Raw genomic sequence first — 25,921 nt, 5'->3', positions numbered from 1 at the left:
AGGATCACGAGGCCCACAAGCCCAAAGGGCTCCCTCCACTCTCATTCTGAGATTGGGGTCTGCCCGAGGGATCAGGCGGCAAGCGCGGGGAGGACCGACGAGGCTTTCGACACCGGGACGAACAGCCGCGTGCGGTAGCGGATGATCTCGGTGAAGCAGCCCTTGTTCTTGTACCAGTCGAGGCGATCGGGCGAGAACCCGGTCAGTTCGAGGCGCTGTTCGCCGCCGACCAGCGAGCGCTTCACGGTAAGTGGATCTTGGCTTGCAAGGCCCAGCGGTTTGCCGCTGGCCAGGACGAGGTTGCCGATCTGCTCAGGCACCGGTCCAGTAACTCCGGAAAGACCAAAGGTTTCGGCGATTGCGGCGAGATCGATATCGAGCACTTCGCGGCCGATGATCGCTTGACCATCTTCGGCAACGAGCCGGGTGACCCGAACATGATCGCCGGGCAGGCGCTTCCAGACAGGGAGCAGCAGTCCGGTGGCGAGATGGACGCGCTCGGTGACCGGTGAAGCAGCGGCCTCTTCTTCCTCGGCCCGCCAGGCGCTGGTGAACGCTGCAACGCCGATTTCCTCCCAGTGGCTTTCAGCAAGCGCCTCAAGCGTCCAGTTGGCGGACTTGAGCGGTCGGAGCAGGCGCCGGCGCTCGATCGCGGCGCCGTCGTCAGCGATGAGGCGCCGGGCCGGAACCGAGAGCGCGACTTTGCCCGAGCGCGCATTGCGCATCGGGATCGCGTGCGAGCTGCCGATCTCGTGCTTCCGCACCAGGCGCTGCAAGCTCAGAAGCCGAAGGTGCCTCGACACTTCGAGCGAGACGAGGCGGGTCTCGGCACCGGTCACGGGGTCGGTGCGCAGGAGTTCATCTGCCAGGACCGTAAAATGATCGACCCTCACGGTTTCCAGTCCCTGGTCGAGCGTTCCGGCCTCGCGCGCGGCTTCAATCCGCGCTTCCACGAGGTCGAGATATTCATCGAATATGGCGTTCTGGAGCGCAATCGGCAGCGCGAGGATGCGATTGAGCCAGCGCTGGATCGTGGGGAGATTGTCGGTCAGCCCGCCATCGGGGTTTTCGAGTCGGAGGCCGGTGCGCTCGACGAAGTTGCCAAAGGTGGTGGCTTCAAGCTTGCCGTCATAGAGCAGCTGGAACCAGCGGCTGAGCGCGTCGCGCGCATAGTCGCTTTCGAGATTGTCTGCCGGGTCGAATAGGTTCTGTCCGCCCGTCTGGCGCTGGCCGCGCGTAAGCGCGCCCAAAGCGTCGAGCCTTCGTGCAATAGTCGAGATGAACCGGCGCTCGCCCTTCACATCTGTGGTGACCGGGCGGAACAGCGGGGCCGAGGCCTGATTGGTGCGGTTCGTGCGACCAAGACCCTGGATGGCGTTGTCGGCGCGCCATCCCGGTTCAAGCAGGAAGTGAACCCGGCGCTGCTGGTTCCTGGCGCCCACGTCGGCATGATAGGAACGCCCGGTGCCGCCCGCGTCCGAGAAGACCAGGATGCGCTTGGTTCCTTCCATGAAGCTTTGCGCTTCGGCAACATTGGCGTTGGGGCCACGCCGTTCGAGGCGCTGCTCACCATCGCGGCCCAGGACCAGCCTGCGGGTCCGGCCCGTGACCTCGGCGACGGCGTCGGTTCCAAAGTGCTCGATAATCGCATCGAGCGCAGTGGCGATGGGCGGCAGTGCGCAAAGCTGTTCGATCAGTGCATCGCGCGCAGCAATGGCGCGCGGGCAGAAAACGGGATTGCCCTCTTCGTCGCTCATTGCCTCGGAGCGAAGATTGCCGTCCTCGTCGGCAAAAACCTGCATCAGGCGCACCGGGAAGCTCTTCGTAAGGTAGTCGATGACATATTCACGCGGGGACAGATCGATATCGAGAGCTTCGCGTTCTTCCACGGTAAGGTCGGCGAGGCGCCGGTCGAGCATGGCCTCGGCGGTCGAGACCAGCTGCACGACAACCGAATGGTCTTCGCCAAGCGCCGCGTCCATCGCGGGGATCAGGCTCGGCAATTTCATCGAAAGCAGGAGCTGGGCAAAGAAGCGCTGTTTGGTGCCTTCGAAGATCGATAGCGCCGCAGCCTTGGCATTGCGGTTGAGCGTGTCGCCGCTGTCCTCGTCGACCACGCGGGTTGCTTCGAGCGCAGCTTCGAGGTTGCGGTGAATGATCGCCCAGGCATCGGCATAGGCATCATAGATTTTCATTTGCGCTTCTGTCAGGCTGTGTTCGAGGATCTCGTACTCGACCCCGGCGAAGGACAGCGCACGGGCAAGATAGAGGCCTTGGGCCTTGAGATCACGGGCGACGAGCTCCATCGCCGCGACGCCGCCAGCGCGGATCTCGGTCATGAATGCCTCGTGGGTCGGAAAAGCGGTCTCGGGTCCCCAAAGGCCGAGGCGGGAAGTGTAACCGAGGTCGGCGATATCCGAAGCGCCAGTGGCAGACGCGTAGAGCACGCGGGCGCGCGGGAGATGGTTCTGCAGCCTGAGGCCCGCCATCCCTTGTTCGGAGCCCTTGACCTTGCCGCGGATTGAAGAGCCCCCGAGCGCATTAGCCATCGCATGGGCTTCGTCGAAAGCGATCACGCCGTCGAAATCCTCGCCCGCCCAGGCAAGGATCTGGTCGAGCCGCGTATCCTCGGCGCGGCCCGAGCGCAGCGTCGGATAAGTGATGAAGAGAATGCCTTCGGACATCGTTACGGGCTGGCCGAGTTTCCAGCGTGAGAGCGGCTGGAGATCGAGCGGTAGCCCGCCAAGCGCTTCCCAGTCGCGGCGCGCATCTTCGAGCAGCGCCTCGTTCTTGGTGATCCACACATGGCGGCGCTCGCCTGCGAGCCAGCGGTCCATGATGACCGCTGCGATCTGCCGTCCCTTGCCCGCTCCGGTTCCATCGCCAAGGAAGAAGCCTTGGCGGTAGGAGTCCCCGTCTTCGGACAGTTCGAGCGAGGTGCCTTCCTGGCTGACCTTGAACTGGCCCGGCAGGTCGCGCGCAAATGCCTGGACTGCATAGACCAATGTCTCGCACTGCGCTTCGGACAGAAGGCCATCGGTCTGCCAGCCAGCGGGCAGACGCGGTGTGACGTCCGGCTGAGGCGCCGCGACAGAACCCATGGCGACCGATTCCACGAGGGGCGTGGGATGGACCGGCGCGTCTTCGAACGCGATGCGGCTGGGCCGGTATGGCAGATAGATGCCGGTCTGTTCGGGCACCGGTGCGGGGTCGGCCAAGACCGAATAGGTAAGACCGATCGCATTCGCTGTGGCTGGTGTTGTCGCTGCAAACGGCGCCAGCGGCCGGACCGGCGCGCGATGCGTTGAAGTCTTACCAACGAGGCTCACTGGCTTACCGACTGGCAAGCGATGGATGTTGGCGGAGGTCTCTACGCGTGGCGGAAGCGCAGTGATAAACTCGTGGACTTCGATCAGGTCGCCAGTATCTCCGGTGATAACTGGCGCGAACGCAGTCTGCGTTTTGTCGAACACGACCAGGCGAACGGCGATACCCGTCCCGGTGCGGCGAAACACCTGCTGCAAGCGAATATCGAGCAACAGCGATGTTTCGCCCTGCGCCTTGGCGAAGGCGGAGGCGTCGAAGCCTTCAGGCATAATGGCGACGATCCTCGCCCGATTAGCAGCGGCCCGGATTGCACCGCGTAGGTGACGCATAGCGGTCTCACCGTCCTTGCCGCGTTCCAGGCTGTGAGCGAACGGCGGGTTAATCAGCACGGCAGACGGAACAGGGCCGCGAAGCAAGTCGGCGATCAGTTCCCCGTCATGCGCAGTGATGGTGGCCGTGGGGAAAACGTGGGCCAGACCGTCTCGTCTTGCCGGATCGATCTCGTTGAGGAGCAGCGAAGCGTTCTGGAAGCAACCCCAGAGAGCAAGGGCACCATTGCCTGCGGACGGTTCGAGCAGCGTGTCTTGCGCGCAGACAGCTGCGGCCTTCGCCATCAGCCAGGCCAGCATTGGCGGGGTCGAGAACTGCTGGAGCTCGACCTGTGCTTCGCTGCGAACGTGCCGCGGCGGCAAGGCTGCTTCGAGCCAGTCGAACCGCGCTTCGGCTTCGTGTACATTCGTCGCCAGATCGATCCGTGAGGACTCTCGAAGCCAGAGCAGCGCGCCTATCTCGACCGCGTTGTTGTAATCATCGATCGTCCAGGCTCTTCCCCAGTCCAAGACGCCGGTCTCGTCGGCGAAGAGGCCGGAAATGTCGGTTCGGGTAAGATGACGCCCTGAAGCGAGAAGGTCGGCAACTCGGGTGCCAATGGCATAGGCCAAAGGCATTGACGACAACTGCTCGCCGGCGGGAAACAGGTCTGATTGAAACATGGCAATTCGTCCTCCTGATGATGGCATCGGGACACGCCCTCTGCCGGATCAGGAATTCGAGAAGCCCTCTCTCCTCCACGGCGCCGCTTTGCGGCGCAGCCATGCTGTCAGTTCATCGTTCCAGTCGGTACCGCGCGAGGAAGGCTTGCGAACATGGATCGTCCGTCCTTCACGGGCATAAGCAGCAAGGCCACGCGACGCAGCCAGCTCGCCGCCAGCATCGTGATCGACGAAGAGATGAAGCTCGGTCACGCTCTCGGGCACGCTGACGAGGCCGAAGCGCTCATTGCCCAGGGTCGCCCAGACGGGAATACCGGTGAGAGCATAGGCCGACATCGCGCTCTCGACCCCCTCAGCAAGTCCGAGCTTGCCGGAGGCCGGAGCGAAGAGGCGGACAGCAGCTTCACCGAGCGCGCCGAGCGCGCGCTTCGGTTTGTCGAAGTCGGCCTTGGCATCGCCCGATAGGAACGTGCGGTGGATGGCGATCGGCCCCTCGTCGAGGCTGACTGCCGCGATCATGGCGGGCAGAAAGCGGGTCCGTCCTTTCGGGCCAAGCGGCGTTCGTGGGTGGAAGCGCAGCGCCGCCGATGCGGCGAGGATGTCGCGGCTCTCCAGATAGGCTTTTGCCGGACTGGCACGCAGTGGCTGTGCATCGCGCCAGATCCTCAGCGCTGCCGCCGAGGGTTTGCGGGTGCTGGTCGATTCGGGTTCGTTGGTGATCGCAGAACCTGAAAAAAGCGCCGGTGCCTCGAAACCTTCACGCGCCAATGCAGACAGTACGCCCTGCTGATCGCACCCCGCGAAACAGTGGAAGAGGATAGCCTGTCGGCCGAGCGACACACTCAGAGACGGCGTGCGGTCATCATGCGCGGGGCAGCAGGCCATCCCCTTTGTGCCGGACCCTTTGCCCCCTCGGCTTTCGCAGATCTTGCGGGCGGTGTCTTCAAGCGAGGTACGTGACAGGGTTGAATTCGAAACGGGCATACCGGCTCCATCGCCTCACAATTGCCCCCTCCAGACGAACCCCTCTCCTCTCGGATAAACTTGCAAAAAAACGTTTTCCTACACCCATTCGTTCTATTTATGTTCTCTTGCGGATCGAGGCAAGGTGAAAGGTAATTCGATGCGAATGTCTCTGGTGGCCTGCGGTTGCGCTGCGCTCGCGATTGCGATTTCGGGATCCGCGCGCGCGCAGGAGTTTCAGGTCTTCGACCATGACCTCGCCACAGTTGAGGCTACAACCGACAAAGGGCGCGCTTTCAACCCGACTGCAATCTACTTGGGCAAGCCAGAAGGCGGCAAGGCTTATATCGATAGAAGCTTCAAGGAAGCTTTGTACGAACCACTCATCCGGCAAGCTGAAGCGCGATACCAATTGCCACCTCGACTGCTTCAGGCCCTGATTTGGCAGGAATCGCGGTTCAACCCGATGGCGATCAGTCCGGCTGGCGCCGCTGGGCTCGCTCAACTCATGCCGGGAACGGCAAGGGAACTTGGTGTGAGCAATCGTCACGACCCAGCTCAGAACATCGATGGCGGCGCGCGGTATCTGAAGCAGATGCTAGAGCGCTTCGGTGCGATCCATATGGCGCTGGCTGCATACAATGCTGGACCCGGCGCCGTGTCGCGAGCCGGCGGGATACCGGAAAATCGGGAAACACCTGGATATGTGAAGAGCGTTATCGGCCGATGGATGGCATACAGCTCGATATGACTACGAATCGGAAAAGGATCAGCGGACGGCTCGAGCACCTTCCTCGGGGAACTGCAATTGTAACCGATGCCGGAGATCATTGGGTTCTCGAAGACTACGAACCCTCGAACGAAGACTTTGGATTTGAGGTTACCGCAGAGGGTATCGTTGTCGGGTTCGACCGCCTTCGCGTCGAATGGCTGGGGCAGGTGCCCGCCTAGGAGCAGGTCAAGCGGCTCTCAACACAGCTATGTTTTGTGCTTTGCCGCCGATGGAATCGAGGAAGTCTGCCCAATCCTGCAGCATTGCACGACGGGGAGCGAGATATTCGGCAGCATTGTATGCCCCGCGAACCTCGTTCTCTTCGCTGTGTGCCAATTGCAGTTCGACCCAGTCTTCATGATATCTGCGGATCCACATCGGTGGATCGCCGACCTCGACCAGCTGCTCATTCGCCCAGGTGCTCGCCAGACCCCTGAAGCCGTGAACAGTTTGTCGCCCGTGGTAACCGAGCCGATAGAGACCATAGATCATCGTATTCTCGGAAAGTGGCATCTTGGGGTTCTGGCCTGGAAAGACGTATTCGCCTTCGGACTTGCTGATCATATCTTGAGCAAGAGAAGCGGCTTGTCGCGACAATGGCACGATATGCTCGCGGCCCATTTTCATCCGATCAGCGCCAATGCGCCAAACTGGTGAGTTTCCAGCTAGATCTTCAAACTCTTGCATCTTGGCAAACCGGAGTTCCTTTGTCCGGACCCATGTAAGAAGAGCAAAGGTCAATGCCGCCCGCGTAATTTCGGATCGTCTCTCACCCTCTTCCTGGTATCGCTCCATCTTGATGATGAGTTCGGGCAGCTGTGCCAGAGGCAGCTTCGCCATATGCTTGACCCGAGGACGTGGCTTCAAAGCCCCCCGAAGATGCGCCGTTGGATCGGAATCGCATAGTCCGCTGGCAATCGCGAACTGGAATACCTGACCAATACATTGCTTGGCCCGTCGACTGATGTCGAGCGCGCCGCGCTCCTCGATCTTCCGAATGATCTTCAGGACTTCTGGTGGAGTTATCTCATGCATCATGAGCTCGCCCAAGACAGGAAGCACGTCCTGCTCCATCCGCGACCACACACGCTTCGCATGGGCGGGATTGAGACTACTTGCTCTGTTCTCATGCCACATGGTGGCAATCGCCCTGAAGGTCTTAGCCTCTTCGAAGTCCCGACCCGGTTTGTGAACCATCGGGTCCCTGCCTTCGGCCAGCACACCCTTGGCAGCTCTCTTGAGCTCTCTTGCGGCTGCTATTCCGACTTCGGGGTAGGCACCGAAAGAAAGCAGCTTCTCTTTCCCGTGGTACCGGTATTTCAGCCGCCAGAGCTTCGAGCCGTTCTTTTGCACCAAGAGGAATAATCCCTCCCCATCCGCAAGCTTGTATGGACGCTCAGCCGCCTTCGCTTTTTTGATCTGAATTTCACTCAAGGCCATTGGGGGTATCGCTCCTTTTCGCTACCCCCGGAAAATACCCCCAAAATACCCCCACACCAAATCCGGCTTCAAGCGAATGCATGCGCACGCAAGCGGACGCGAATCATTCACATCATTCTGTTTTAATTGAATTTTATGGATGCATGCGGAAGCAAGCGAATCCATGCGGATTCGAGATTGGTAGCGGAGGAGGGACTCGAACCCCCGACACGCGGATTATGATTCCGCTGCTCTAACCACCTGAGCTACTCCGCCCCAAAGGGCCGCGCGGCGGGCAGATGCCCGCTCGGCAGGCGGCGCATTTAGGGCGGGAAGGCCCCACGGTCAACACTCATTTCCCCCTAAAAGCGAACCGGCGGATAAATTCCCATGGACCGCCACGATAGGCATGCAGCGCAAGGCCGGGAAAAGCGATTTCGCGGGTCTCGATCGTGCCCGAAAGCCGCGCCTGCAATGCCTTTGCTTCCTTCGACGTGACCTTGTTCTGGATCGTCACGTGCAGCCGCGGCCGGTGCTGGTCCTGCTGGGTCAGGAGCCCGCGGAAATGCTCGGCAATCTCGTCTCGCAGGGCCAGCAGGTCCGGACTGGACAGCTTGATCGCAGTTCCCCCGCCAAGCGACATCAGCCCTTCCACCTGCCCGCGGACCGGGGCGACCTCGCCCGCGAGGCGCGCCAGATATCGGCGCAGCTCATCCTCGCATTGTGCAGGGATTGCGTGGAACAGCGTGACATGCGCTTCGAGATAGTTGCGCTCCGGCGGGAAATGCTCGGTGCGCAAGGCTGTGTACCGATGATGCAGCTCGGGCGGAAGCTCCGCCGTCAGGATCAGAGGGGCGTCCGCCTCGCTCAAATTTCGCCGCGCTCGCGCCGCAGCTTGCGCCACGCTGCCGCATTGCGATTATGTTCGTCGAGGGTCTCGGCGAAGACATGGCCTCCGCTGCCATCGGCCACGTAATAGAGCGCCTTGGTCTCGGCAGGATCGAGCACGGCGGCAATCGCCTCGCGCCCCGGATTGGTGATCGGTCCGATGGGCAGGCCCGCAATCGCCCGCGTGTTATAGGGGTTCTTGTCGCGCAGCTCGGAGATCTTGATGCGCCGGCCCAGCGGCTTGCCCTTGGTGATGGGATAGATCGTGGTCGCATCGGCGCCCAGCGACATACCGATGCGCACGCGGTTCGACAGCGCGCCAGCCACCATGCGCCGTTCGTCGGGGACGGCCGTTTCCTTCTCCACCACCGACGCGAGGATGACTGCTTCTTCGGGAGATTTCACCACGGCTTTCGACGTGCGCTTGGCCCAAGAATCGGCGAGATATTCGTCCATAGCCGCCTGCATGCGGGCCACCACGGATGCCCTGCTCTCACCCCGTTCGAAATCATAGGTATCGGGCAGGATCGAGCCTTCTTCGGGGACTGGTACTTCGCCTGTCAGCAAGTCTTCCGCCATCAAGCGTTCCCACACCATGATAGAGGGCAGGCCTTCGGGCACGGTGACGAAACGGCGGATCACCTGGCCGTTCTGGAACGTGTCGAGGATCTGCGACGCGCTTGCGCCAGCCGGAATGAGAAACTCGCCCGCCTGGATCGGATCGCCCGAACCCAGCACCTTCGCCCGCAGCAGGAAACTGTCCGACGAATCGATCAGTCCTTCCTCGTCCAGCAGGCGCGCGACGGCAGTCAGCGTCGAACCCTGCGGCACGATGAAGCTGGTGTCCTCCTCGACATCGGCCGAGCCGTACCAGCCGCTGGCGAACCATACGAGGCCCGCCAGCCCTATCAGGACCACGGCCCCCAGTACGAGGCCGAGCTTCTTCATGTCAGTCGACCTTTCGCATGATCAGCGATGCATTCGTCCCGCCAAAGCCGAAGCTGTTGTTCAGGACTGCCTCGACTTCTCGCTTCTTGGCCTCGTGCGGCACCAGGTCGACGCCTTCCGTGCCTTCGTCTGGATCGTCGAGGTTCAGTGTGGGAGGAACGATCTGGTCGCGGATGGCAAGGATGCAGAACACCGCTTCCACCGCGCCAGCGCCGCCGAGCAGATGGCCGATGGCGGATTTCGTGCTGCTCATCGAAGCACCGCACAGATCTTCGCCAAGCACGCGCTTTACCGCAGCGAGTTCGATCGTGTCGGCCATGGTCGAAGTGCCGTGAGCGTTGACGTAATCGATGTCGCAGGGTTCGAGCCCGGCCTTCTTCAGCGCCATGCGCATGGCCAGTTCCGCGCCGCGGCCTTCGGGATGCGGGGCGGTGACGTGATAGGCATCGCCCGACATGCCATAGCCGACGACTTCGGCGTAAATCTGCGCACCGCGCGCCTTCGCGTGTTCGTATTCTTCCAGCACGACGACGCCGGCGCCCTCGCCCATGACGAAACCGGCACGGTTCTTGTCATAGGGGCGGCTCGCCTTTTCAGGCTGGTCGTTCATGTCGGTATTGAGTGCACGCGCCTGCGCGAAACCGGCAATGCCCAGCGGGTTGACGGTCGATTCCGCGCCCCCCGCCAGCATGATGTCGGCGTCGTCGTCGCGAATCATGCGCGCCGCATCGCCGATCGAATGCGCGCCGGTCGAACAGGCGGTTACGACGGCGTGGTTCGGGCCCATCAGGCCGTAGCGGATCGAAACCTGGCCGCTGATCAGGTTGATGATGCGTCCGTGGACGAAGTGCGGGCTGACACGGCCGGGGCCGCGTTCATGCAGATTGACCGATTCCTTCTCGATGCCCGGCAGACCGCCGATCCCCGCGCCGATCGAGACACCGGCGCGTTCGCGCGTCGCTTCATCCATCTCCATCAGACCGGCATCCTCGAGCGCCTGACCGGCGGCATCGAGGCCGAAGACGATGAAGGGATCGACCTGCCGCTGGATCTTGGGATCGACGCGCTTGTCGGCATCGAAGCCCCAGGGGTGGTCTTTGTCTTTCACCTCGCAGGCGATCGTCGCCTTCTGGTTCGAGGCATCGAAACGGGTGATCTGCCCCGCCCCGCTCTTGCCAGCAATCAGGTTGGCCCAGCTGGTTTCGACGTCTCCGCCCAACGGGGTGACGAGGCCAAGTCCGGTAACGACCACACGACGCATGAATTTCTCCGCAAAAAAGACAACAGGCCCGGCCCATCGTCAGGGTCGGGCCTGTCCAGTCCCGCACGCAAGGTACGGGTCGTGAAAAGCTTGGGGCTTAGCCCTTGTGCTCTTCGATATACTTGGTCGCATCGCCGACGGTGGTGATCTTCTCAGCCGCATCGTCGGGGATTTCCACGCCGAATTCTTCTTCGAACGCCATCACCAGTTCGACGATGTCGAGGCTGTCTGCGCCCAGATCATCGATGAAGCTGGCTTCCTGGGTGACCTTGTCGGCCTCGACGCCGAGATGCTCGACGACAATCTTCTGCACGCGGTCGGCAGTATCGCTCATTCTTTTCCCTCTCAGTCTTGGGGGTTTGATAGTTGGCCATCGCCCTAGTCAACGCCGCAGCGCAGCGCAAGGGCAACTCGTCTCCTTCACCGAACCCATTGGCGCTTTTGAGCATTGAGTGTGCAATACCCAATTCGAAAAAGGAAGACATTTCAATGGCTACCACAACCTTCAAGAGCCTTACCGACACCACCTTCGATTCGGTCGAAGGCTATCGCCAGGCAGGTGAAAAAGCCAACAATCCCCAGCTCAAGCAGGCGTTACAGCAGCGCGGCATCCAGCGTGAAGCCACGCTGCGCCAGATGAACGCCGAGCTGGAGCGTCAGGGCGACGAGCTCGTGACCAAGGGCACCTTGACAGGCGAAGCGCACCAGATGTGGCAGAGCATTACCTCGGCATTCGAAAGTGATGACGAAGCCGCGGCAGAGCGCGTCGAGGAAGGCGAAGACTACATCAAGGGCAAGTTCGAAAAGGCGCTCAACGGCGACCAGCTCGAAGCGCAGGAACGTGCAATCGTGCAGCAGTGCTATAATGAAATCTGCGAAGGTGAGCGGTTCGGCGACATGATTTCGAAGCAATACGACTGATCACCGAGTAGTCGTTTGAAGGAGGGCGCGGAGCTTAGGCTTCGCGCCCTTTTTCGTGTGCAAAGCGTTCGCTGAGAATGCGCCTATCGTTTTCGCTCGCTCCGTTCATCGCCGCGCTCACCGGTTGCGCCACGATGCCTGCCCCGCCCCCTTTTCCCAGCTATGAATATGCCGGGATCGATCTGGGGGCGACTGTGGAAGGTCAAGTGGACCTGATCGATCGCTGCCTGATTATCGAGCCGGTCCTCGGCGGAGAGGTTCAGCCGCCCGTCAATCTGATCATGCCCCTCGGCACGCGGCTTGAAGGCGGCGTGATCGTCCTGCCCAAGGAAAATGGAGGTGCCCGCATTGCACTGGGCAGCGCTGCCCGTTTCCAAGGCGGCTACAAAACGATCGACGAGAACATCACATGGGCGCGCAACCCCGGCAACTGCCGGGGCGACGCTTTCATCGTCAATCGCACCTACCCATAAGCTTCAGCCTTGGGAGCGGCGGCGATCAGCCTTCTGGCGGAGCGTCGCGCTTGGTGGCTTCGGAGTTCATGTCGGTCTTTTCCGCAGCGCTCGCATTCTTCTGCGCTTCGAGCGCGCTGGGGGCGAGACGGACATGCACATCGCGCAGCTGGTTCGGAGCGACCACGCTCGGCGCGCCCATCATCAGGTCCTGCGCTTTCTGGTTGAGTGGGAATGCGATCACCTCGCGGATGTTCGGCTCGTCGGCCAGCAGCATCACGATCCGGTCGATCCCCGGGGCCGAGCCGCCATGCGGCGGTGCGCCCAGCTTGAACGCCTCGATCATGCCGGAGAAGTTCGCGTCGACGTCTTCCTGGCTGTAACCGGCGATCTCGAAAGCCTTGTACATGATGTCCGGGCGGTGGTTACGGATGGCGCCCGAAGACAGCTCGTAACCGTTGCAGACGATGTCATACTGCCATGCGAGAATATCCAGCGGGTCCTTGGTTTCCAGCGCTTCCATCTCGCCCTGCGGCATGGAGAAGGGGTTGTGGCTGAAATCGACCTTCTTGGCGTCTTCGTCATATTCGAACATCGGGAAGTCGACGATCCAGCAGAACTTGAAGCAGCCTTCCTCGATCAGGCCCAGCTCCTCGGCCACGCGGGTACGCGCGGCACCGGCCAGCTTGGCGGCGTCCTTTTCCTTGCCAGCGGCAAAGAACAGGCCGTCGTTTTCGCCCAGGCCCAGTTCGGCATAGAGCTTTTCCATGCCTTCGGTGCCGTGGTTCTTCGCGATCGGGCCGCCGAATTCGCCGCCCTTGCGGGTGACGTAGCCGAGCCCGGCGAAGCCTTCGCGGCGCGCCCAGTCGTTCATCTCGTCGAAGAACTTGCGGCTCTTTTCATGCGTGTTCGGGGCCGGGACCACGCGCACGCGGCCGCCGCCGCCGACGATCTTCTCGAACAGGCCGAAGCCGGACGTGGTGAAGTGATCGGTGACGTCGCTGATGATCAGCGGGTTGCGCAGATCGGGTTTGTCGCTGCCGTATTTCAGCATCGCTTCGGCATAGGGAATGCGCGGAAATTCGCCCGCAGGCGTCACCGTCTTGCCGCCCGAGAATTCCTCGAACACGCCGGCCAGCACCGGTTCGATCGCCTGGAAGACGTCTTCTTGCGTTACGAAGCTCATCTCGAAGTCGAGCTGGTAGAATTCGGGGCTGCGGTCGGCGCGCAGGTCTTCGTCGCGGAAACAGGGCGCGATCTGGAAATAGCGGTCGAAACCGGCCACCATCAGCAGCTGCTTGAACATCTGCGGGGCCTGCGGCAGCGCGTAGAACTTGCCCGGATGCAGGCGGCTGGGGACCAGATAGTCGCGCGCGCCTTCGGGGCTCGATGCGCCCAGGATCGGGGTCTGGAATTCGCTGAAGCCTTGCGCGATCATGCGCTGGCGCAGGCTGGTGATGACCCGGTTGCGCAGCATGATGTTGTTGTGCACGCGCTCGCGGCGCAGATCGACGAAGCGGTATTTGAGGCGCGTCTCTTCCGGATAGTCTTCCGCCTGGTTGACGATCAGCGGTAGGTCCTCGGCGCGGCTCTGGATTTCCACCTCGCGGGCGAAGACCTCGATCTCGCCGGTCGGCAGATTTTTGTTCACCGCCACTTCGTCACGCGCCTTTACCGTGCCGTCGATGGTGACCACCGATTCCAGCTTCAGCTTTTCCAGCACCGGCAGCGCGGGGCTGTCGCTATCGGCGACGATTTGGGTGATGCCGTAATGATCGCGCAGGTCGACGAACAGCACGCCGCCGTGGTCGCGCTTGTTGTGCACCCAGCCCGACAGGCGAACGGTGTCGCCGACATTGTCCTTGGTCAGCTGTGCGCAGGTGTGGGTACGATAGGCGTGCATCTGGAATTCTTTCCAATTTAGGATGTATGGCGCTAAGGGCGCGGGCGTGGCGGCTCCTTAACTCGGAATCGCGCGCGCTAACAGGGCACCAGCGGGCTTTTGTCAAGTTCGCTCGCGGTGCGGGAGTGGTACTCCGCTCGACAGACAGAAATGATACGATGAAAATACACGATCTGATTACCGACACCGACACTCTCGCCGAACTGTGCGAGCGCCTCGCGAAAAGCGACTTCGTCACGGTCGACACCGAATTCATGCGCGAAAACACCTATTGGCCGGAACTCTGCCTCGTGCAAATCGCCAATGAGGAAGAAGCCGCGGCCATCGATCCGCTTGCCGACGATATCGACCTGACCCCGCTGTGGGACCTGCTGTGCGAGAACGAGGAGGTCCTCAAGGTCTTCCACGCCGGCGGGCAGGATGTGGAAATCGTCTACAATTTCACCGGCAAGACGCCCCACCCCATCTTCGACACCCAGATCGCGATGATGGCGATCAGCCAGAACGAACAGATCGGCTATGCCAATCTGGTCGAAAGCTGGCTCGGCATCACGGTCGACAAGGGCGCTCGCTTCACCGACTGGAGCCGCCGCCCGCTGACCGATCGCCAGATCGAATACGCCATCGGCGATGTGACCCATTTGTCCAAGATCTTCCCCAAGATCCTCGCCAAGCTCATCAAGACGGGGCGCGGCGTCTGGCTCGATGCGGAAATGGACAAGCTGGCCGATCCGGCGAACTATGCCAACGACCTCGAAATCGCCTGGAAACGCATCCGCTCGCCCGGCCGCAACCCCACCGTCCTCGGCCGGCTCAAGGGCTTGGCCGCCTGGCGCGAAACCGAAGCCCAGCACAAGAACATCCCGCGCGGCCGCATCATGCGCGACGAAACGCTGGCCGATATCGCCAGCCATCCGCCCAAGAAACAGGCCGACCTCACCAAGGTCCGCGGCCTGTCGAATGCGTGGAAAGACAATGACATCGGCAAGCGTCTGATGAAAGTGCTCGAAAAGGCCGAACCGCTGCCGAAGGACGAAATGCCCGACAAGCCCAAGCGCGGTGCGCCGCTGGGCAAGGAAGGCGCGCTGGTGGCCGACCTGCTCAAGCTGCTGCTCAAGATCCGCGCGCGCGAGATCGACGTGGCCTCGCGCCTGCTCACCCGCGCCGACGAGATGGAGGCGCTGGCCGCCGGCGTACGCAAACTGCCAATCCTCGAAGGCTGGCGCTATGAAGTGTTTGGCAAGGACGCGCTCGAACTGGTCGAAGGCCGGCTCGCCTTCGCGGTGAAGGATGGCCGCCTGCTGATGACCCATGTCGACGATGTACGCGCCGGGATGATGGCCGCCGCGCAGGACGAAGTGATCACCGCCAGCGAGGTTGGGTAATCCCAACCCGTTCGTGCTGAGCCTGTCGAAGCACCTTCTTTTTCTTCGAATGGCACCTCGAAAGTGAAGTGCAGCCCTTCGACAAGCTCAGGGCGAACGGTTAAGGGCGTAGCATAATGTCAACTTACCTCCCCACCCTCAAGCAGCTGCAATATCTCGTCGCCCTGCACGAACACGGGCACTTCGGCCGCGCCGCCGATGCCAGCTTCGTGTCGCAATCGACGCTGTCGGCGGGCATTCGCGAGCTGGAATCGCTGCTGGGCGTGACGCTGGTCGAGCGCAGCCGCCGCGTGGTGCGGTTCACGGCGCTGGGCAATCAGGTGGTCGACAAGGCGCACCGCGTGCTGCGCGAGACCGAGGAACTGGCCGATCTGGTCCAGGCCGCGGGCAAGCCGCTCGCCGGGCAGCTGCGCATGAGCGTGATCCCCACCATCGCGCCCTTCATGCTGCCGCGCTTCCTGCCGCGCCTGCGACGGGAACGGCCCGATCTGGAACTCTTCCTGCGCGAGGAAACCAGCCATGATGCGGTCGAATCGCTCCAGCACGGCCGGGTCGATTGCGTGCTGCTCGCCCTGCCCTTCGCCACCGGCGAGGTGGAGAAGGCGCATATCGCCGACGATCCGCTGTACGTCGCATTCCCCAAGGACGATCCCCGCGATCCGCCCGCAACGGTCACCGCCGACATGATCGACGATGGCCGCCTGCTGCTGCTGGAAGACGGGCACTGCCTCAAGGATCACGCGCTGGCGGCCTGCAACCGGCCCGAACTGCGCGGGTCGACCACCATGATCGGCACCAGCCTGCATACGCTGGTGCAAATGGTCGACAATGGTCTGGGCCTGACCATGCTGCCCGAAATGGCCGTGGATGCCGGCATTCTCAATGGCACCGAAGTCGTGGCGCGGCCGCTGAAATCGAGCCAGGCCAGCCGCGAGATCGCGCTGATCTGGCGCAAGAATTCGCCCCGCCGCGACGATTTCGAGCTGCTGGCCGAGGAATTGCGGGCGGGCTAGCAGGCGCCCCGGCCCGCCGCGGAAGAGCTTAGACCCGCTCGTCCTGCCGCAGGGTCAGCACTTCGACCCCGTCGCTCATCACAGCCACCGTATGCTCGAACTGGGCGGACAGTTTGCCGTCCTTCGTTACCACGGTCCAGCCATCGTCCAGCGTCTTGGTGCGCGCGCTGCCCAGATTGACCATCGGCTCGATGGTAAAGGTCATGCCTTCGCGCAGGCGCAGGCCCCGCCCCGGTTTTCCGTGGTTGAGCACTTGCGGGTCCTCGTGCATTTCGCGCCCGATCCCGTGGCCGCAATATTCGCGCACCACCGAACAGCCGTTCTTCTTGGCGTGCTTTTCGATCGCGAATCCGACATCGCCCAGATGCGCTCCCGGACGGACCTGCCGGATGCCCGCCCACATAGCTTCCTGCGCGATCCTGACGATCCGCCGGGCCTGCGACGAGGCATTGCCGACCGTGTAGGTCTTGCTGGAATCGGCGATGAAACCGTCCTTTTCCAGCGTGATGTCGAGATTGATGATGTCTCCGTCCTGCACGAACCTGCTCGCTGAAGGGACGCCGTGGCAGACCTTCTCATTGATCGAGCAGTTGAGCACATAGGCAAAGCCGTACTGCCCCTTGCTGGCGGGCCGCGACTGTAAATCCTCGCGAATGAACCGTTCGACCAGATCGTTGATCTGCATGGTCGACATGCCCTCCAGGCCCAGCCCGTCGAGCATTTCGAACACCGATGCCAGCAACCGCCCGGAGGCGCGCATCAGCGCGATTTCGTCCGGCGTCTTGACCATGTCAGGCCGCCTCCCGCACCGCGCCTTCATCCTCGCTCGCCAGCGCAAGCTGCTGCGAGACGATCTCGTTGAACGACAGCGTGGGATTGGCTTCTGCCAACCGCCCGATCTTCATCCAGAACTCGGCCTGCGCATTGATCGACCGGCACATCACCGCACTGGCGGCCCGCACCTGCTCGTGCAGCTCTTCATTGATTTTGACGAGGCCCATGGCAATTCCTGACTATATGGATAGTATATGTTTTATATACGTTTCATATTTCGGAAATGTCAATCAGGCTGATATTCCTCAGGACGTTCCTATCCCCCGTAACCTCTGTTACAGCCCGGCAGCCAGGGAGAGTTCGAATGCCATTTTCATACCTTAAAGACGGGTCCTTACCTTCTCTTCCAGATGATGAAGGAATGCTCGACTTTATCCTGGATCAAGGGCCATCCATGATCTTTATCAAGGACGAAAACAGCCGTATCGTCTACGCAAACCGGGCTTTTCTGGCTCTCTATGCGCCAGACCAGCGCGACTCGATCATCGGGACGACCACGATCGAGAGTTTCCCCAAGACGAGGCCGAACTGTTCCTGAGCGAGGACCGGCGCGCCATGCGCGAAGGTCATTCGGAACTGGTTGAAGAAATCACCGACTGGAAGGCGGACCGCCACACGCTGCTTACCCGCAAGCTCGCCTTCGAAACAGCGTCCGGTGAAAAGCGTCTGGTCTGCATTGCGACCAATATCACCGCATTGGCAGCGCGAGAGAAGCGCGTCGTCAAATTGAATGCCCAGTTGAAGGTCTATTCGCACTCGATTGCCCACGATCTCAAGAATCCGATCGCCAGCATCATCAGCGGCTTGAATATCCTTCAGCGGGACAAGGCCTCGACGCTCAGCGATCGGGCTTCCATGGTGATGGGTGCGCTGAAGGAAAGCGCCACCGGATTGTCCGGCTATATCGGATCGCTGCTGAAAGCGGCGGCGGACGAGAAAGAAAGCCTCGATTTCCAGAAATACGATCTGAACATCCTGCTTGAGGAAGTGCGGTTCAATCTTTCGGCCGCGATCGAAGCCGCCGACATGAGGCTCAATGTAACCCGCCTTCCCTCCGCAACCATTGCGCCCAGCCTGCTTCGCCAGCTCTTCCAGAACCTCATCGAAAATTCGATCAAGCACGCAGGCAGTGACCGTCTTGTCGTCACGATCCACCACAAGGAGGACAATGGCGAGCATGTCTTCTATGTCGGTGACAACGGCAAAGGCATTCCCGACGAGAAAAAAGACATGGTCTTCACGCAGTTCTTCAGGGATGGAAGCGCAGAGGGCCTGGGCCTCGGCCTGACGATCTGCCAGCGCATCGCCAATCTGCACGATGGCTACATGGAGATACACGACCGGGAAGAACCCGGCTGCTGCATGGTGGTCCGCATACCCGCGCGCTGATCCTTTTGCGGCCAAGGGCTCTGGCCTCTCGAAATCCGGAAAGTGGCCAGCCCTCACCGAAAGACGGAGTGGTATCAATCGGGTCCGGCCCTTGCCGATCATCACAAGGAACCGCCGAATGGCCAAGCGCCGCTATATTGTCGATGTGCCCGGTGTGCCGAAATCACCGTCGCCCATCTCGAACGCCGTGGTTGTCGGCAAGACTTGCCATATCTCCGGCCAACTGGCGGTTTATGACGACGGCTACCGGCGAGGCAGTGCGCGTGAGGAAGCGGCCCGCGCATTCGAACTGGTGTTTGCGATCGCTCGCGAAGCCGGCTTTGCCCCCGATGAAATCGTCTACGTAAACCTCGCCTTCGCGGACCTCGACGACCTGCCCGAGGTCAACGCGCTTTACGCAGAGCTGTTTACCCATCCCCCGGCCCGCACGATTTACGAGGCGGCCCGCCTTCCCTTTGGCGCGAAAGTGAAAGTTCAGGCCATCGCGATGAAGGATTGAAATACGCGCGGTTCCCGGGCGCCTCCATCGCCGCCGCAGAACCCGTTTTCCTACACGCCGGTTTTCTGCCAGCCCTCAGAGCATGCTGGCCCAGCTCGTCCCGACGGAAATTTCCCTTGCTGCTGACGGGACCAGATCGGCCGAATTTCAGCGCAAGCGGAAGTTGACAGCCAATGCTGCTGAAAATCGCTGTCAGCGGCAGAAAACCGCGCTTACCGGGAAAGGAGGAGTTTTTGCAAAACCCCCGGTCGGTGTCACACGGTCAGTCCATGTGCTTCAGGCCGACTCGCAGGTAATCCCAGCCGGTCACCACCGTCATCACGGCTGCGGCCCACAGCGTGATCAGGCCCACCGTATGCGGGATATTCGCCTCGACCGCGCCCACCGTCATGTTCCAGCCGGGCAGGCCCTGGCCCAGGATCAGCGAGCCGAGCGCGAGCAGCTGGAAGGTGGTCTTCCATTTCGCCAGCCGGCTGACCGGCACGGACACCTGCAGGCCGCCAAGGAATTCGCGCAGGCCCGACACCGCGATCTCGCGCATGAGGATGATCAGCCCGGCGATGACATGCGCATCGCCGACATAGGGCCCGCGCAGCACGCCCTGTGCCGCGAGCACGAGGATCACCGCCGCGACCATGATCTTGTCCGCGATCGGATCGAGGAAGATGCCGAGCTTGGAGACCGTGCCGCTGGTGCGGGCCAGATAGCCGTCGAAATAGTCGGTGATGCCCATGGCGCAGTACAGCGCAAAGGCCATCAGATAGCCGCTTGCCCAGCCCGGCCACCACAGCAGGAAGGCCAGCAGGGGAATCGCGACGATGCGCGACAGGGTGAGAATGTTGGGCAAGTTCAGCATCGGGGCCCTCCCCTAACGGCAAACGTCTTACCGCAAAAGAAACAATGCAGGCTTGTCCGCTGCGGCGATGTCTCTACGAAGGGCAGCCAAACGGAAGGGTTCTTCCCGGGGGTTCATGTTCACAAGCACACATTTGCTGCGGTCCCGGCGGTTCTTGCCGCTGTTCGTGACCCAGCTGTTCAATGCCTTCAACGACAATCTCTACAAGACCGCCATGGTCCTGTTCGTGGTCTATCAGATCTACGAATCGGAAGAAGCGGAAGGCATGTTCTCCGCCGTCGCATCGGGCCTGTTCATCCTGCCCTTCTTCGTCCTGTCGGCGCTGGCGGGACAACTGGCGGACATGCGCGACAAGGCGGTGATCATCCGCCGGGTCAAGGCCTTCGAAATCCTGCTCATGCTGATCGGGGCGAGCGGCCTCTATCTCGCCTGGCGCGGCTACGATCTGCCGGTGAACCTGTTCGGCATCCAGACGACCTTCCCCATCATCCTGATGCTGCTGGCGCTTTTCATGACCGGGATTCAGTCGACCTTCCTCGGGCCGATCAAATACGCCATCCTGCCCCAGCATCTCAAACGCGAGGAAGTCCTCGCCGGCACGGGGCTGGTCGAAGCGGGTACCTATATCGCCATTCTCGCTGGTACGATCCTCGCCGGGTGGATCCCGGTCGAAGTGGCCGCGATCGGCATCATCATCACCTCGATCGCAGGCTATCTCGTCAGCCGGCAGGTGCCCCCTGCCCCGGCCCAGGGCGAGGTCGAGGCGCTGGACTGGCACATTCTGCGCGCATCGAACCGGCTGATCCGCGAAACGATGCACAATCGCGAGATCTACTATGCCATTCTCGCCATCAGCTTCTTCTGGACCATCGGGGCGGTGCTGTTCATCCAGTTCCCTCCGCTCGCCAAGAACGTGCTGATGGCCAGCAAGGAAGTGGCCAGCCTGTTCCTCGTCGTCTTCTCGATCGGCGTGGCAATCGGTTCGGTCGCCGTGGGGGCTCTCCTCAAGGGCGAGGTTTCGGCGCGCTATGCACCGCAATCGGTGATCGCGATGGGAGCTTTCGTCGTGGCCTTCTATGCCGTGTGCAAGGTGTGGGAAACCGACCAGCCCACGCAATTGCTGAACGTCGGCGGGTTTCTCGCCTGGCCCATGGCCAGCCTGATCCTGCTGTGCCTGCTGGGCGTGGCAATCGCGGGCGGGATGTTCGTGGTGCCGCTCTATGCGTTTCTGACCACGCGCGCCTCGCCCGAAAAGGCATCGCGCACGATCGCGGCGAACAACATCGTCAACTCGGGAGCCATGGTCGGCGGATCGCTGCTGGCGATGGCCATGAGCGCAGCCGGGGTTCCGATCGTGGAGCAGGTGCTCATCAGCGCCGCCATGTGCCTCTTTTCGGCATGGCTGGGGCGCAAGCTGCTGCTGGCAGAGCGGGAAGCTGCGGCAACTGCCGCCGCCGCGGGCTAGATCAGGAAGGCGAGCACCGCCACCAGCGTGGCGAAGTAGGTCGTCGCGACACCGCGAACGTCGCTCGCGGTAAGCTTCCAGTCGAAGCTTGCGGGTGTCGGCATGTCGGCGAAGAACGCCCGGCGATGAGGAATCTGGGCCCGCATCCAATGCCGGGCACCTTCACTCGTGAGGACAAGGGCGCGTCTCATAACATCGGCTTTAACGGTTTTTTAACCATAGGTTTCCCGGCGAAATCGGGCGTTCCCAAAACGGGACAGCCCACTTCTCCCGCTATCTTGAACGGAGATTGCCAGGCGGGCGATTGCACGGCAGGCGCGGCGCGGCTAACCGCAGGTGCATGACCAAGCGCCCTACTCCTGCCGCCGCGAAGCTCCTCGTCGATTGCCTGATCGAGCAGGGGTGCGAGCGTATCTTCACCGTCCCGGGCGAAAGCTTCCTTCAAGTGCTGGATGCATTAGGACAGCAGGACATGATCGATCTCGTAACCTGCCGACAGGAAGGCGGCGTCGCGATGATGGCCTGCGCCGATGGCGCGATGACCCAGCGGCCGGGCGTGGCCTTCGTGACCCGCGGCCCCGGCGCCACGAACGCCAGCATCGGCGTTCATGTCGCCATGCAGGATTCGCAGCCGATGATCCTGTTCGTCGGCGACGTGGATAGCGAGATGCGGGATCGCGAAGGGTTCCAGGAGGTGGATTTCGCTGCCTTCTTCGGACCGATCGCGAAATGGGCCGCGCGCATCGACAGCGCCGATCGCATTCCCGAATATGTCGCCCGCGCCTATGCCACGGCAATCTCGGGAAGGCCGGGACCCGTGGTGCTGGCTTTGCCCGAAGACATGCTCGGGCGGGATACCGATGCCCGGCCAAGAGCCCGCGTGGAACGGCCCGCCCAGGCGCCCTGCCCCGATGCCATGCAGGCGATGATGGCGATGATCGCCGATGCGGCATCTCCGGTCGCTGTCGTCGGGGGCGCAGGCTGGAACTCCAAGGCACGTGAATACTTCCAGCTGTTCGCCGAACGGCTGGGCATCCCTGTCGCCACGGCGTTCCGCAGACAGGACGCCATTTCGCCGTCGAGCCGCGTTTACGCAGGCAACCTAGGCTATGGCCCCAATCCAAAGCTTGTCGCGCGGGTCAAGGAGGCGGATCTGGTTCTCGCCGTCGGCGCAAGGCTCGGCGAAGCGACGACCGATGGTTACACCGTTCCCCCGCTCGTCGCGGAAGATCGCAACCTGATCCACGTTCATCCCGATGCCGGTGAGCTCAACAGCGTTTACCCGGCCGATCTCGCGATCTGTTCCGATATGGCGGAGTTTGCCGAGAGCGCGGCCCTGTGGGACGACAGCGACCCGATCGATTTCGATGCTGGCGCCCAGGCTCACGCTGAATGGGAAGAATGGGCGACCGCGCACCCGACAGACCATCCGCTCGACATGGGCCAGTGCGTCCAGTTCATGCGCGACACCCTGCCGGCAGACGCGATCATCTGCAACGGTGCGGGAAACTTCGCCGGCTGGTGGCACCGGTACTGGCGGTATGACGGTTATCCGACCCAGCTCGCGCCAACGTGCGGCGCCATGGGGTATGGCGTTCCGGCAGCCGTCGCAGCAGCATTGCGTTATCCGCAGAGGACGGTCGTCGCAGTCGCCGGTGACGGTGATTTCTTGATGAACGGACAGGAGCTGGCGACTGCAGTTCAGCACGACGCCAACATGCTCGTGCTCGTGATCGATAACGCCGCCTATGGGACCATCCGCATGCATCAGGAACGCGAATTCCCCGGTGAGGAACGGATCAGCGGAACCAGACTGCTCAACCCCGATTTTGCCGCGCTGGCATCAGCCTACGGCGCCTGGTCAGCGACAGTTGGAACGACCGACGAATTCAAGGATGCGCTGGTGGAGGCCCAAGGGCTCGCAGGACTTCGCCTGATCCATTGCAAGATCGATATCGAACAACTCGCGGCAAGCGGCGCCACGGTGAGCGGATTGCGAGGTAGTTGAAAACGCAAGAAAGGCCGCCTCTACAGTGAGAGACGGCCTTTTTCGCTGATATTCTAGAACGCTGGGTCAGATGTCGTTGCCCAGTTTGCCTTCGACTTCGCCCTTGAATTGCTGGGCTTCGCCTTTGGCTTCTTGCTGCTTGCCTTCGCGATCAAGTTTCGGATTGTTGGTCGCGTCGGCTACAGCCTGCTTCACATTGCCGGAAGCTTCGTTGGCATTACCTTTGGCCTTTTCGCTCAGTTCGCCCATTTATCGTCTCCATTATTTTGCCCATCTGCAAAGATGCGCTTCACAACAATTCAACTGTAACGGGCGAGTGTGAGTTCCTAAACTTGCGGCCAAGCGATTACTTGGAGCGACAAAGTTTATATACCGGCCATTTCGAGGATGATCGACCATTCATCAGGCTTTATTTCTGCGACGGAGAGCCTCGATAGCTTCACCAGTTCGCAGTCCTCAAGCTGTGGCTCTGCCTTGATCTGCTTCAGGGAAACTGGATGAGGGAGCTTGGTTTTCGGGACGATCTTGACCGCCGCCCATTTGCCTTCGGGATCGGTCGGGTCCGTAATACCGGACACACTAACTTCACAGATGCCGACAATCTCCAATCCCTCGCGGGAATGGTAGAAGAAAGCCTGATCTCCAACTTCCATCGCTGCGAGGTTATTCTTGGCACGGTGGTTCCGAACGCCGTCCCAGGTTCCCTCTTTCTCAGCGACGAGATCGTCCCAACTGTATTTGAAAGGCTCCGACTTCATTAGCCAATAACGCGCCATGTGATTTTCTCTCGTGATTGCGATCTGTTTCGACGCCTAGCGAGACACGCAGGGCTTTTCCACCTCGAGCGGGGATGCGAACGGATTAACCGGTTTTTAGGCAGCACGAGCCTATCACGGCACTACTGGCTTATCGGGGATCATTTTGTCGCAGCATTTCAATACTGACCACGGAAAAGAGGCGCGAGAGTTCGCTACCTCTAGTGGCGGCGGTGCGCTTGTCTCGTTGCTGATTACGCTTTCCGCGATTGTTATCTTTGTCGTTTCCGCCGGGGCGGTGATTCCGGAAATTGTCAGGTCTGGGCACGTCCAGCCAACTGGACCAGAATTTCTACTGACAAACGCGCTGTTGCTGAGCACAGCTCTGATCCTTCTAAGCTGGAACCGGCACAAGGCGTTGTCTGCCGAACTCGAGCTGCGGCGCAAATCGGAAGAAGAGGCACGGCGTCAGGCCGAGATGGACGATTTGACAGCCTGCCTCAACCGCCGCAGTTTTGTCCGCAAAATGGAAAGCTGGCTCGAGCACAGCTCATGCGATCAGGATCTGGCGACGATCGCTATCGACATCGATAATTTCAAACAGGTGAACGATCTCAACGGTCATGCCGCTGGAGACAAAGTTCTTCGTGAAGTATCGGCGCGAATTGCTGGTCTACTACCTACGGGATCTTATATTGCCCGGCTTGGCGGAGACGAATTCATCTGCGCGGTTCCTTTTTTCGGATTGGCAGAAGCCTTCCTCAATCCAATTCTCGGTCGCATGGTCGAAGTGGTCGCGCGTCCGGTCCTTCACAAGGATATCGCTATCGAGATTTCTGTCTCGATCGGCGTGGTTACATCGCGTCAGGCGGCGGAAGAAGATATCGATGCGCGGGCACAGAGCCTGATGCATAAAGCCGACATAGCGATGTACCACGCCAAAAAACATGGCAAGAACCGCTATTGCTGGTTCGAAGGAGTGATGGAGAACGACCTTCATTTCCGTAATGAACTTGAGGCTGGGATCCGGCGCGGCGTTCAAAACGGCGAATTCGTTCCTTATTACGAGCAGCAAATCGATCTCGATACAGGCGAGATTGTCGGATTCGAAATGCTGGCAAGGTGGGAATCCCCGGAGATGGGGCTGATAGGTCCCGACATCTTTATTCCGATTGCCGAAGAAATCGGCCTAATCTCGATCATATCCGAACGGCTTATCGTGGCGGCATTCGAGGATGCGAAAAAATGGCATTCGTCAATCTCGCTGTCGGTCAATATTTCTCCGGTGCAAATGCGTGATCCCTGGTTTGCCCAAAAAATATTGAAGCTTCTGCTAGCGCATCGCTTTCCTGCCCAGCGGTTGGAGATCGAGGTCACCGAAACGTGCCTGCACGAGAATATCGGCATGGTCCGATCAATGATCATGTCGCTTCGTAATCAGGGCGTCCGTATCAGCCTTGACGATTTCGGCACCGGCTACGCGAGCATCTCTCAGCTTCGAAGCCTGCCGTTCGATCGTCTAAAGATCGACCGTAGCTTCATTGCAGAATTGAAAGCGAAAGACGGCGGCGACCAGATGGTAGACGCCATCATATCCATGGGCCACGGACTGAAACTGCCAATTACTGCCGAAGGCATCGAGAATGCCGAGGTGCTTTCCATGCTGAAGAGATGGGGAAGTATGAAGGGGCAGGGCTATCACTATGGCCGCCCCGAGCCAGCCAGCCAAGTATTGGAGCGGTTAAGGGCGTGCGATCGACTGGCGATTTCGTCGCCCCAGCTCGATGAGCGGGAAGCCGAGCAGGCAGATGATCGGTCGGAGTCAAAAATTCTCGATAGCGACGTACGTGCCGGCTGAGACTGGACCTAAT

The 25,921-nt window shown here is 61.1% G+C and carries 26 protein-coding genes and 1 tRNA gene; 12 read left to right on the top strand and 15 right to left on the bottom strand.

Translation table 11 applies throughout. The features are described 5' to 3' along the window. Positions 1–71: 71 nt before the first annotated feature. The gene (locus ACI2I1_RS08530) at positions 72–4,319 is read right to left on the bottom strand and encodes a strawberry notch-like NTP hydrolase domain-containing protein (RefSeq protein WP_404678766.1); all 4,248 of its coding nucleotides are present in this window, start codon (positions 4,317–4,319) and stop codon (positions 72–74) included. A gap of 48 nt (positions 4,320–4,367) precedes the next feature. Beyond that, positions 4,368–5,303 (bottom strand): toprim domain-containing protein, encoded by a 936-nt coding sequence (locus tag ACI2I1_RS08525; RefSeq protein WP_404678765.1) that lies wholly within the window; start codon positions 5,301–5,303, stop codon positions 4,368–4,370. Positions 5,304–5,448: 145 nt separating this feature from the next. Here ACI2I1_RS08525 and ACI2I1_RS08520 point away from each other — a divergent pair, with 145 nt between their 5' ends. Continuing rightward, on the top strand, positions 5,449–6,033 hold the full coding sequence (locus tag ACI2I1_RS08520) for a lytic transglycosylase domain-containing protein (RefSeq protein WP_404679157.1): 585 nt from the start codon (positions 5,449–5,451) through the stop codon (positions 6,031–6,033). After that, a complete protein-coding gene (locus tag ACI2I1_RS08515) occupies positions 6,030–6,233 on the top strand; it encodes a DUF5818 domain-containing protein (RefSeq protein ID WP_404678764.1) in 204 nt (67 codons plus the stop codon). The genes ACI2I1_RS08520 and ACI2I1_RS08515 overlap by 4 nt, the downstream gene beginning before the upstream one ends. Before the next feature lie 7 nt (positions 6,234–6,240). Here ACI2I1_RS08515 and ACI2I1_RS08510 read toward each other — a convergent pair whose 3' ends face one another. From ACI2I1_RS08510 to ACI2I1_RS08485, 6 genes are all read right to left on the bottom strand, one after another. Continuing rightward, complete coding sequence (locus ACI2I1_RS08510; RefSeq protein ID WP_404678763.1) at positions 6,241–7,494, bottom strand: tyrosine-type recombinase/integrase; 1,254 nt, start codon at positions 7,492–7,494, stop codon at positions 6,241–6,243. Between the two features lie 178 nt (positions 7,495–7,672). After that, positions 7,673–7,749 (bottom strand) — tRNA-Met (locus ACI2I1_RS08505). A 76-nt stretch (positions 7,750–7,825) separates the two neighbouring features. Further along, positions 7,826–8,344 carry a 2'-5' RNA ligase family protein gene (locus ACI2I1_RS08500; RefSeq protein WP_224811355.1) on the bottom strand — a complete coding sequence of 173 codons (519 nt, stop codon included), beginning with the start codon at positions 8,342–8,344 and terminating at the stop codon, positions 7,826–7,828. Further along, the gene (gene mltG / locus ACI2I1_RS08495; protein WP_404678762.1) at positions 8,341–9,309 is read right to left on the bottom strand and encodes an endolytic transglycosylase MltG; all 969 of its coding nucleotides are present in this window, start codon (positions 9,307–9,309) and stop codon (positions 8,341–8,343) included. Before mltG ends, ACI2I1_RS08500 begins: the two co-directional genes overlap by 4 nt. A gap of 1 nt (position 9,310) precedes the next feature. Continuing rightward, the gene (gene fabF / locus ACI2I1_RS08490; RefSeq protein WP_404678761.1) at positions 9,311–10,570 is read right to left on the bottom strand and encodes a beta-ketoacyl-ACP synthase II; all 1,260 of its coding nucleotides are present in this window, start codon (positions 10,568–10,570) and stop codon (positions 9,311–9,313) included. A 97-nt stretch (positions 10,571–10,667) separates the two neighbouring features. Beyond that, positions 10,668–10,904, bottom strand: coding sequence for an acyl carrier protein (locus ACI2I1_RS08485; protein ID WP_006834437.1), 237 nt, complete (start codon positions 10,902–10,904; stop codon positions 10,668–10,670). A 155-nt stretch (positions 10,905–11,059) separates the two neighbouring features. On the opposite strand from ACI2I1_RS08485, the gene ACI2I1_RS08480 reads away from it, so the two are divergent. Continuing rightward, positions 11,060–11,491 (top strand): PA2169 family four-helix-bundle protein, encoded by a 432-nt coding sequence (locus ACI2I1_RS08480; RefSeq protein WP_404678760.1) that lies wholly within the window; start codon positions 11,060–11,062, stop codon positions 11,489–11,491. 77 nt (positions 11,492–11,568) lie between these two features. Next, on the top strand, positions 11,569–11,964 hold the full coding sequence (locus ACI2I1_RS08475) for a hypothetical protein (protein WP_404678759.1): 396 nt from the start codon (positions 11,569–11,571) through the stop codon (positions 11,962–11,964). Between the two features lie 25 nt (positions 11,965–11,989). On the opposite strand, the gene aspS is transcribed toward ACI2I1_RS08475, so the two are convergent. Further along, positions 11,990–13,846, bottom strand: a complete 1,857-nt coding sequence (gene aspS, locus ACI2I1_RS08470) for an aspartate--tRNA ligase (RefSeq protein WP_404678758.1) — start codon at positions 13,844–13,846, stop codon at positions 11,990–11,992. Between the two features lie 158 nt (positions 13,847–14,004). Between aspS and rnd the strand changes: the two genes are divergently transcribed. Continuing rightward, the gene (rnd, locus tag ACI2I1_RS08465) at positions 14,005–15,231 is read left to right on the top strand and encodes a ribonuclease D (protein ID WP_224811349.1); all 1,227 of its coding nucleotides are present in this window, start codon (positions 14,005–14,007) and stop codon (positions 15,229–15,231) included. 116 nt (positions 15,232–15,347) lie between these two features. Next, positions 15,348–16,244, top strand: a complete 897-nt coding sequence (locus ACI2I1_RS08460; protein WP_404678757.1) for a hydrogen peroxide-inducible genes activator — start codon at positions 15,348–15,350, stop codon at positions 16,242–16,244. 28 nt (positions 16,245–16,272) lie between these two features. Here ACI2I1_RS08460 and map read toward each other — a convergent pair whose 3' ends face one another. Together map and ACI2I1_RS08450 are read right to left on the bottom strand one after the other, a co-directional pair. Next, entirely contained in the window at positions 16,273–17,034 is a 762-nt protein-coding gene (gene map / locus ACI2I1_RS08455; protein ID WP_404678756.1) for a type I methionyl aminopeptidase, read from the bottom strand. A 1-nt stretch (position 17,035) separates the two neighbouring features. Continuing rightward, on the bottom strand, positions 17,036–17,245 hold the full coding sequence (locus tag ACI2I1_RS08450; protein ID WP_404678755.1) for a ParD-like family protein: 210 nt from the start codon (positions 17,243–17,245) through the stop codon (positions 17,036–17,038). A 56-nt stretch (positions 17,246–17,301) separates the two neighbouring features. On the opposite strand from ACI2I1_RS08450, the gene ACI2I1_RS08445 reads away from it, so the two are divergent. From ACI2I1_RS08445 to ACI2I1_RS08435, 3 genes are all read left to right on the top strand, one after another. Next, positions 17,302–17,616, top strand: coding sequence for a PAS domain-containing protein (locus ACI2I1_RS08445; RefSeq protein WP_404678754.1), 315 nt, complete (start codon positions 17,302–17,304; stop codon positions 17,614–17,616). 17 nt (positions 17,617–17,633) lie between these two features. Then, positions 17,634–18,467 (top strand): ATP-binding protein, encoded by an 834-nt coding sequence (locus ACI2I1_RS08440; RefSeq protein WP_404678753.1) that lies wholly within the window; start codon positions 17,634–17,636, stop codon positions 18,465–18,467. Between the two features lie 118 nt (positions 18,468–18,585). Next, on the top strand, positions 18,586–18,966 hold the full coding sequence (locus ACI2I1_RS08435; RefSeq protein ID WP_404678752.1) for a RidA family protein: 381 nt from the start codon (positions 18,586–18,588) through the stop codon (positions 18,964–18,966). 262 nt (positions 18,967–19,228) lie between these two features. On the opposite strand, the gene pgsA is transcribed toward ACI2I1_RS08435, so the two are convergent. Next, entirely contained in the window at positions 19,229–19,822 is a 594-nt protein-coding gene (gene pgsA, locus ACI2I1_RS08430) for a CDP-diacylglycerol--glycerol-3-phosphate 3-phosphatidyltransferase (RefSeq protein WP_221541840.1), read from the bottom strand. Between the two features lie 115 nt (positions 19,823–19,937). Here pgsA and ACI2I1_RS08425 point away from each other — a divergent pair, with 115 nt between their 5' ends. Beyond that, the gene (locus tag ACI2I1_RS08425; protein ID WP_404678751.1) at positions 19,938–21,287 is read left to right on the top strand and encodes an MFS transporter; all 1,350 of its coding nucleotides are present in this window, start codon (positions 19,938–19,940) and stop codon (positions 21,285–21,287) included. Here the strand turns inward: ACI2I1_RS08425 and ACI2I1_RS08420 are convergent. After that, positions 21,284–21,433: a hypothetical protein gene (locus ACI2I1_RS08420; RefSeq protein ID WP_221541842.1), complete on the bottom strand. Its 150-nt coding sequence runs from the start codon at positions 21,431–21,433 to the stop codon at positions 21,284–21,286. The two genes, ACI2I1_RS08425 and ACI2I1_RS08420, sit on opposite strands and share 4 nt — an antisense overlap. A 194-nt stretch (positions 21,434–21,627) precedes the next feature. Between ACI2I1_RS08420 and ACI2I1_RS08415 the strand changes: the two genes are divergently transcribed. Continuing rightward, a complete protein-coding gene (locus tag ACI2I1_RS08415) occupies positions 21,628–23,295 on the top strand; it encodes a thiamine pyrophosphate-binding protein (protein WP_404678750.1) in 1,668 nt (555 codons plus the stop codon). A gap of 66 nt (positions 23,296–23,361) precedes the next feature. On the opposite strand, the gene ACI2I1_RS08410 is transcribed toward ACI2I1_RS08415, so the two are convergent. Together ACI2I1_RS08410 and ACI2I1_RS08405 are read right to left on the bottom strand one after the other, a co-directional pair. Beyond that, on the bottom strand, positions 23,362–23,544 hold the full coding sequence (locus tag ACI2I1_RS08410) for a CsbD family protein (RefSeq protein WP_221541844.1): 183 nt from the start codon (positions 23,542–23,544) through the stop codon (positions 23,362–23,364). Positions 23,545–23,660: 116 nt separating this feature from the next. Next, positions 23,661–24,071: an EVE domain-containing protein gene (locus tag ACI2I1_RS08405; protein WP_404678749.1), complete on the bottom strand. Its 411-nt coding sequence runs from the start codon at positions 24,069–24,071 to the stop codon at positions 23,661–23,663. 145 nt (positions 24,072–24,216) lie between these two features. Here ACI2I1_RS08405 and ACI2I1_RS08400 point away from each other — a divergent pair, with 145 nt between their 5' ends. Continuing rightward, complete coding sequence (locus tag ACI2I1_RS08400; RefSeq protein ID WP_404678748.1) at positions 24,217–25,908, top strand: putative bifunctional diguanylate cyclase/phosphodiesterase; 1,692 nt, start codon at positions 24,217–24,219, stop codon at positions 25,906–25,908. The last annotated feature ends 13 nt before the right edge of the window (positions 25,909–25,921 follow it).

The sequence above is a fragment of the Qipengyuania sp. NPDC077563 genome (assembly GCF_044901345.1).
Lineage (GTDB): Bacteria > Pseudomonadota > Alphaproteobacteria > Sphingomonadales > Sphingomonadaceae > Qipengyuania > Qipengyuania aestuarii.
The sequence above is the reverse complement of the archived record's forward strand: the minus strand, read 5'-3'. Positions and strand labels throughout refer to the sequence as shown.

Coding starts and splice junctions, on each gene's coding strand:
- ACI2I1_RS08530 (WP_404678766.1), bottom strand. CDS start 4,319: ATGTTTCAATCAGACCTGTTTCCCGCCGGCGAGCAGTTGTCGTCAATG.
- ACI2I1_RS08525 (WP_404678765.1), bottom strand. CDS start 5,303: ATGCCCGTTTCGAATTCAACCCTGTCACGTACCTCGCTTGAAGACACC.
- ACI2I1_RS08520 (WP_404679157.1), top strand. CDS start 5,449: ATGTCTCTGGTGGCCTGCGGTTGCGCTGCGCTCGCGATTGCGATTTCG.
- ACI2I1_RS08515 (WP_404678764.1), top strand. CDS start 6,030: ATGACTACGAATCGGAAAAGGATCAGCGGACGGCTCGAGCACCTTCCT.
- ACI2I1_RS08510 (WP_404678763.1), bottom strand. CDS start 7,494: ATGGCCTTGAGTGAAATTCAGATCAAAAAAGCGAAGGCGGCTGAGCGT.
- mltG (WP_404678762.1), bottom strand. CDS start 9,309: ATGAAGAAGCTCGGCCTCGTACTGGGGGCCGTGGTCCTGATAGGGCTG.
- fabF (WP_404678761.1), bottom strand. CDS start 10,570: ATGCGTCGTGTGGTCGTTACCGGACTTGGCCTCGTCACCCCGTTGGGC.
- ACI2I1_RS08485 (WP_006834437.1), bottom strand. CDS start 10,904: ATGAGCGATACTGCCGACCGCGTGCAGAAGATTGTCGTCGAGCATCTC.
- ACI2I1_RS08480 (WP_404678760.1), top strand. CDS start 11,060: ATGGCTACCACAACCTTCAAGAGCCTTACCGACACCACCTTCGATTCG.
- ACI2I1_RS08475 (WP_404678759.1), top strand. CDS start 11,569: ATGCGCCTATCGTTTTCGCTCGCTCCGTTCATCGCCGCGCTCACCGGT.
- aspS (WP_404678758.1), bottom strand. CDS start 13,846: ATGCACGCCTATCGTACCCACACCTGCGCACAGCTGACCAAGGACAAT.
- rnd (WP_224811349.1), top strand. CDS start 14,005: ATGAAAATACACGATCTGATTACCGACACCGACACTCTCGCCGAACTG.
- ACI2I1_RS08460 (WP_404678757.1), top strand. CDS start 15,348: ATGTCAACTTACCTCCCCACCCTCAAGCAGCTGCAATATCTCGTCGCC.
- map (WP_404678756.1), bottom strand. CDS start 17,034: ATGGTCAAGACGCCGGACGAAATCGCGCTGATGCGCGCCTCCGGGCGG.
- ACI2I1_RS08450 (WP_404678755.1), bottom strand. CDS start 17,245: ATGGGCCTCGTCAAAATCAATGAAGAGCTGCACGAGCAGGTGCGGGCC.
- ACI2I1_RS08445 (WP_404678754.1), top strand. CDS start 17,302: ATGTCAATCAGGCTGATATTCCTCAGGACGTTCCTATCCCCCGTAACC.
- ACI2I1_RS08440 (WP_404678753.1), top strand. CDS start 17,634: ATGCGCGAAGGTCATTCGGAACTGGTTGAAGAAATCACCGACTGGAAG.
- ACI2I1_RS08435 (WP_404678752.1), top strand. CDS start 18,586: ATGGCCAAGCGCCGCTATATTGTCGATGTGCCCGGTGTGCCGAAATCA.
- pgsA (WP_221541840.1), bottom strand. CDS start 19,822: ATGCTGAACTTGCCCAACATTCTCACCCTGTCGCGCATCGTCGCGATT.
- ACI2I1_RS08425 (WP_404678751.1), top strand. CDS start 19,938: ATGTTCACAAGCACACATTTGCTGCGGTCCCGGCGGTTCTTGCCGCTG.
- ACI2I1_RS08420 (WP_221541842.1), bottom strand. CDS start 21,433: ATGCGGGCCCAGATTCCTCATCGCCGGGCGTTCTTCGCCGACATGCCG.
- ACI2I1_RS08415 (WP_404678750.1), top strand. CDS start 21,628: ATGACCAAGCGCCCTACTCCTGCCGCCGCGAAGCTCCTCGTCGATTGC.
- ACI2I1_RS08410 (WP_221541844.1), bottom strand. CDS start 23,544: ATGGGCGAACTGAGCGAAAAGGCCAAAGGTAATGCCAACGAAGCTTCC.
- ACI2I1_RS08405 (WP_404678749.1), bottom strand. CDS start 24,071: ATGGCGCGTTATTGGCTAATGAAGTCGGAGCCTTTCAAATACAGTTGG.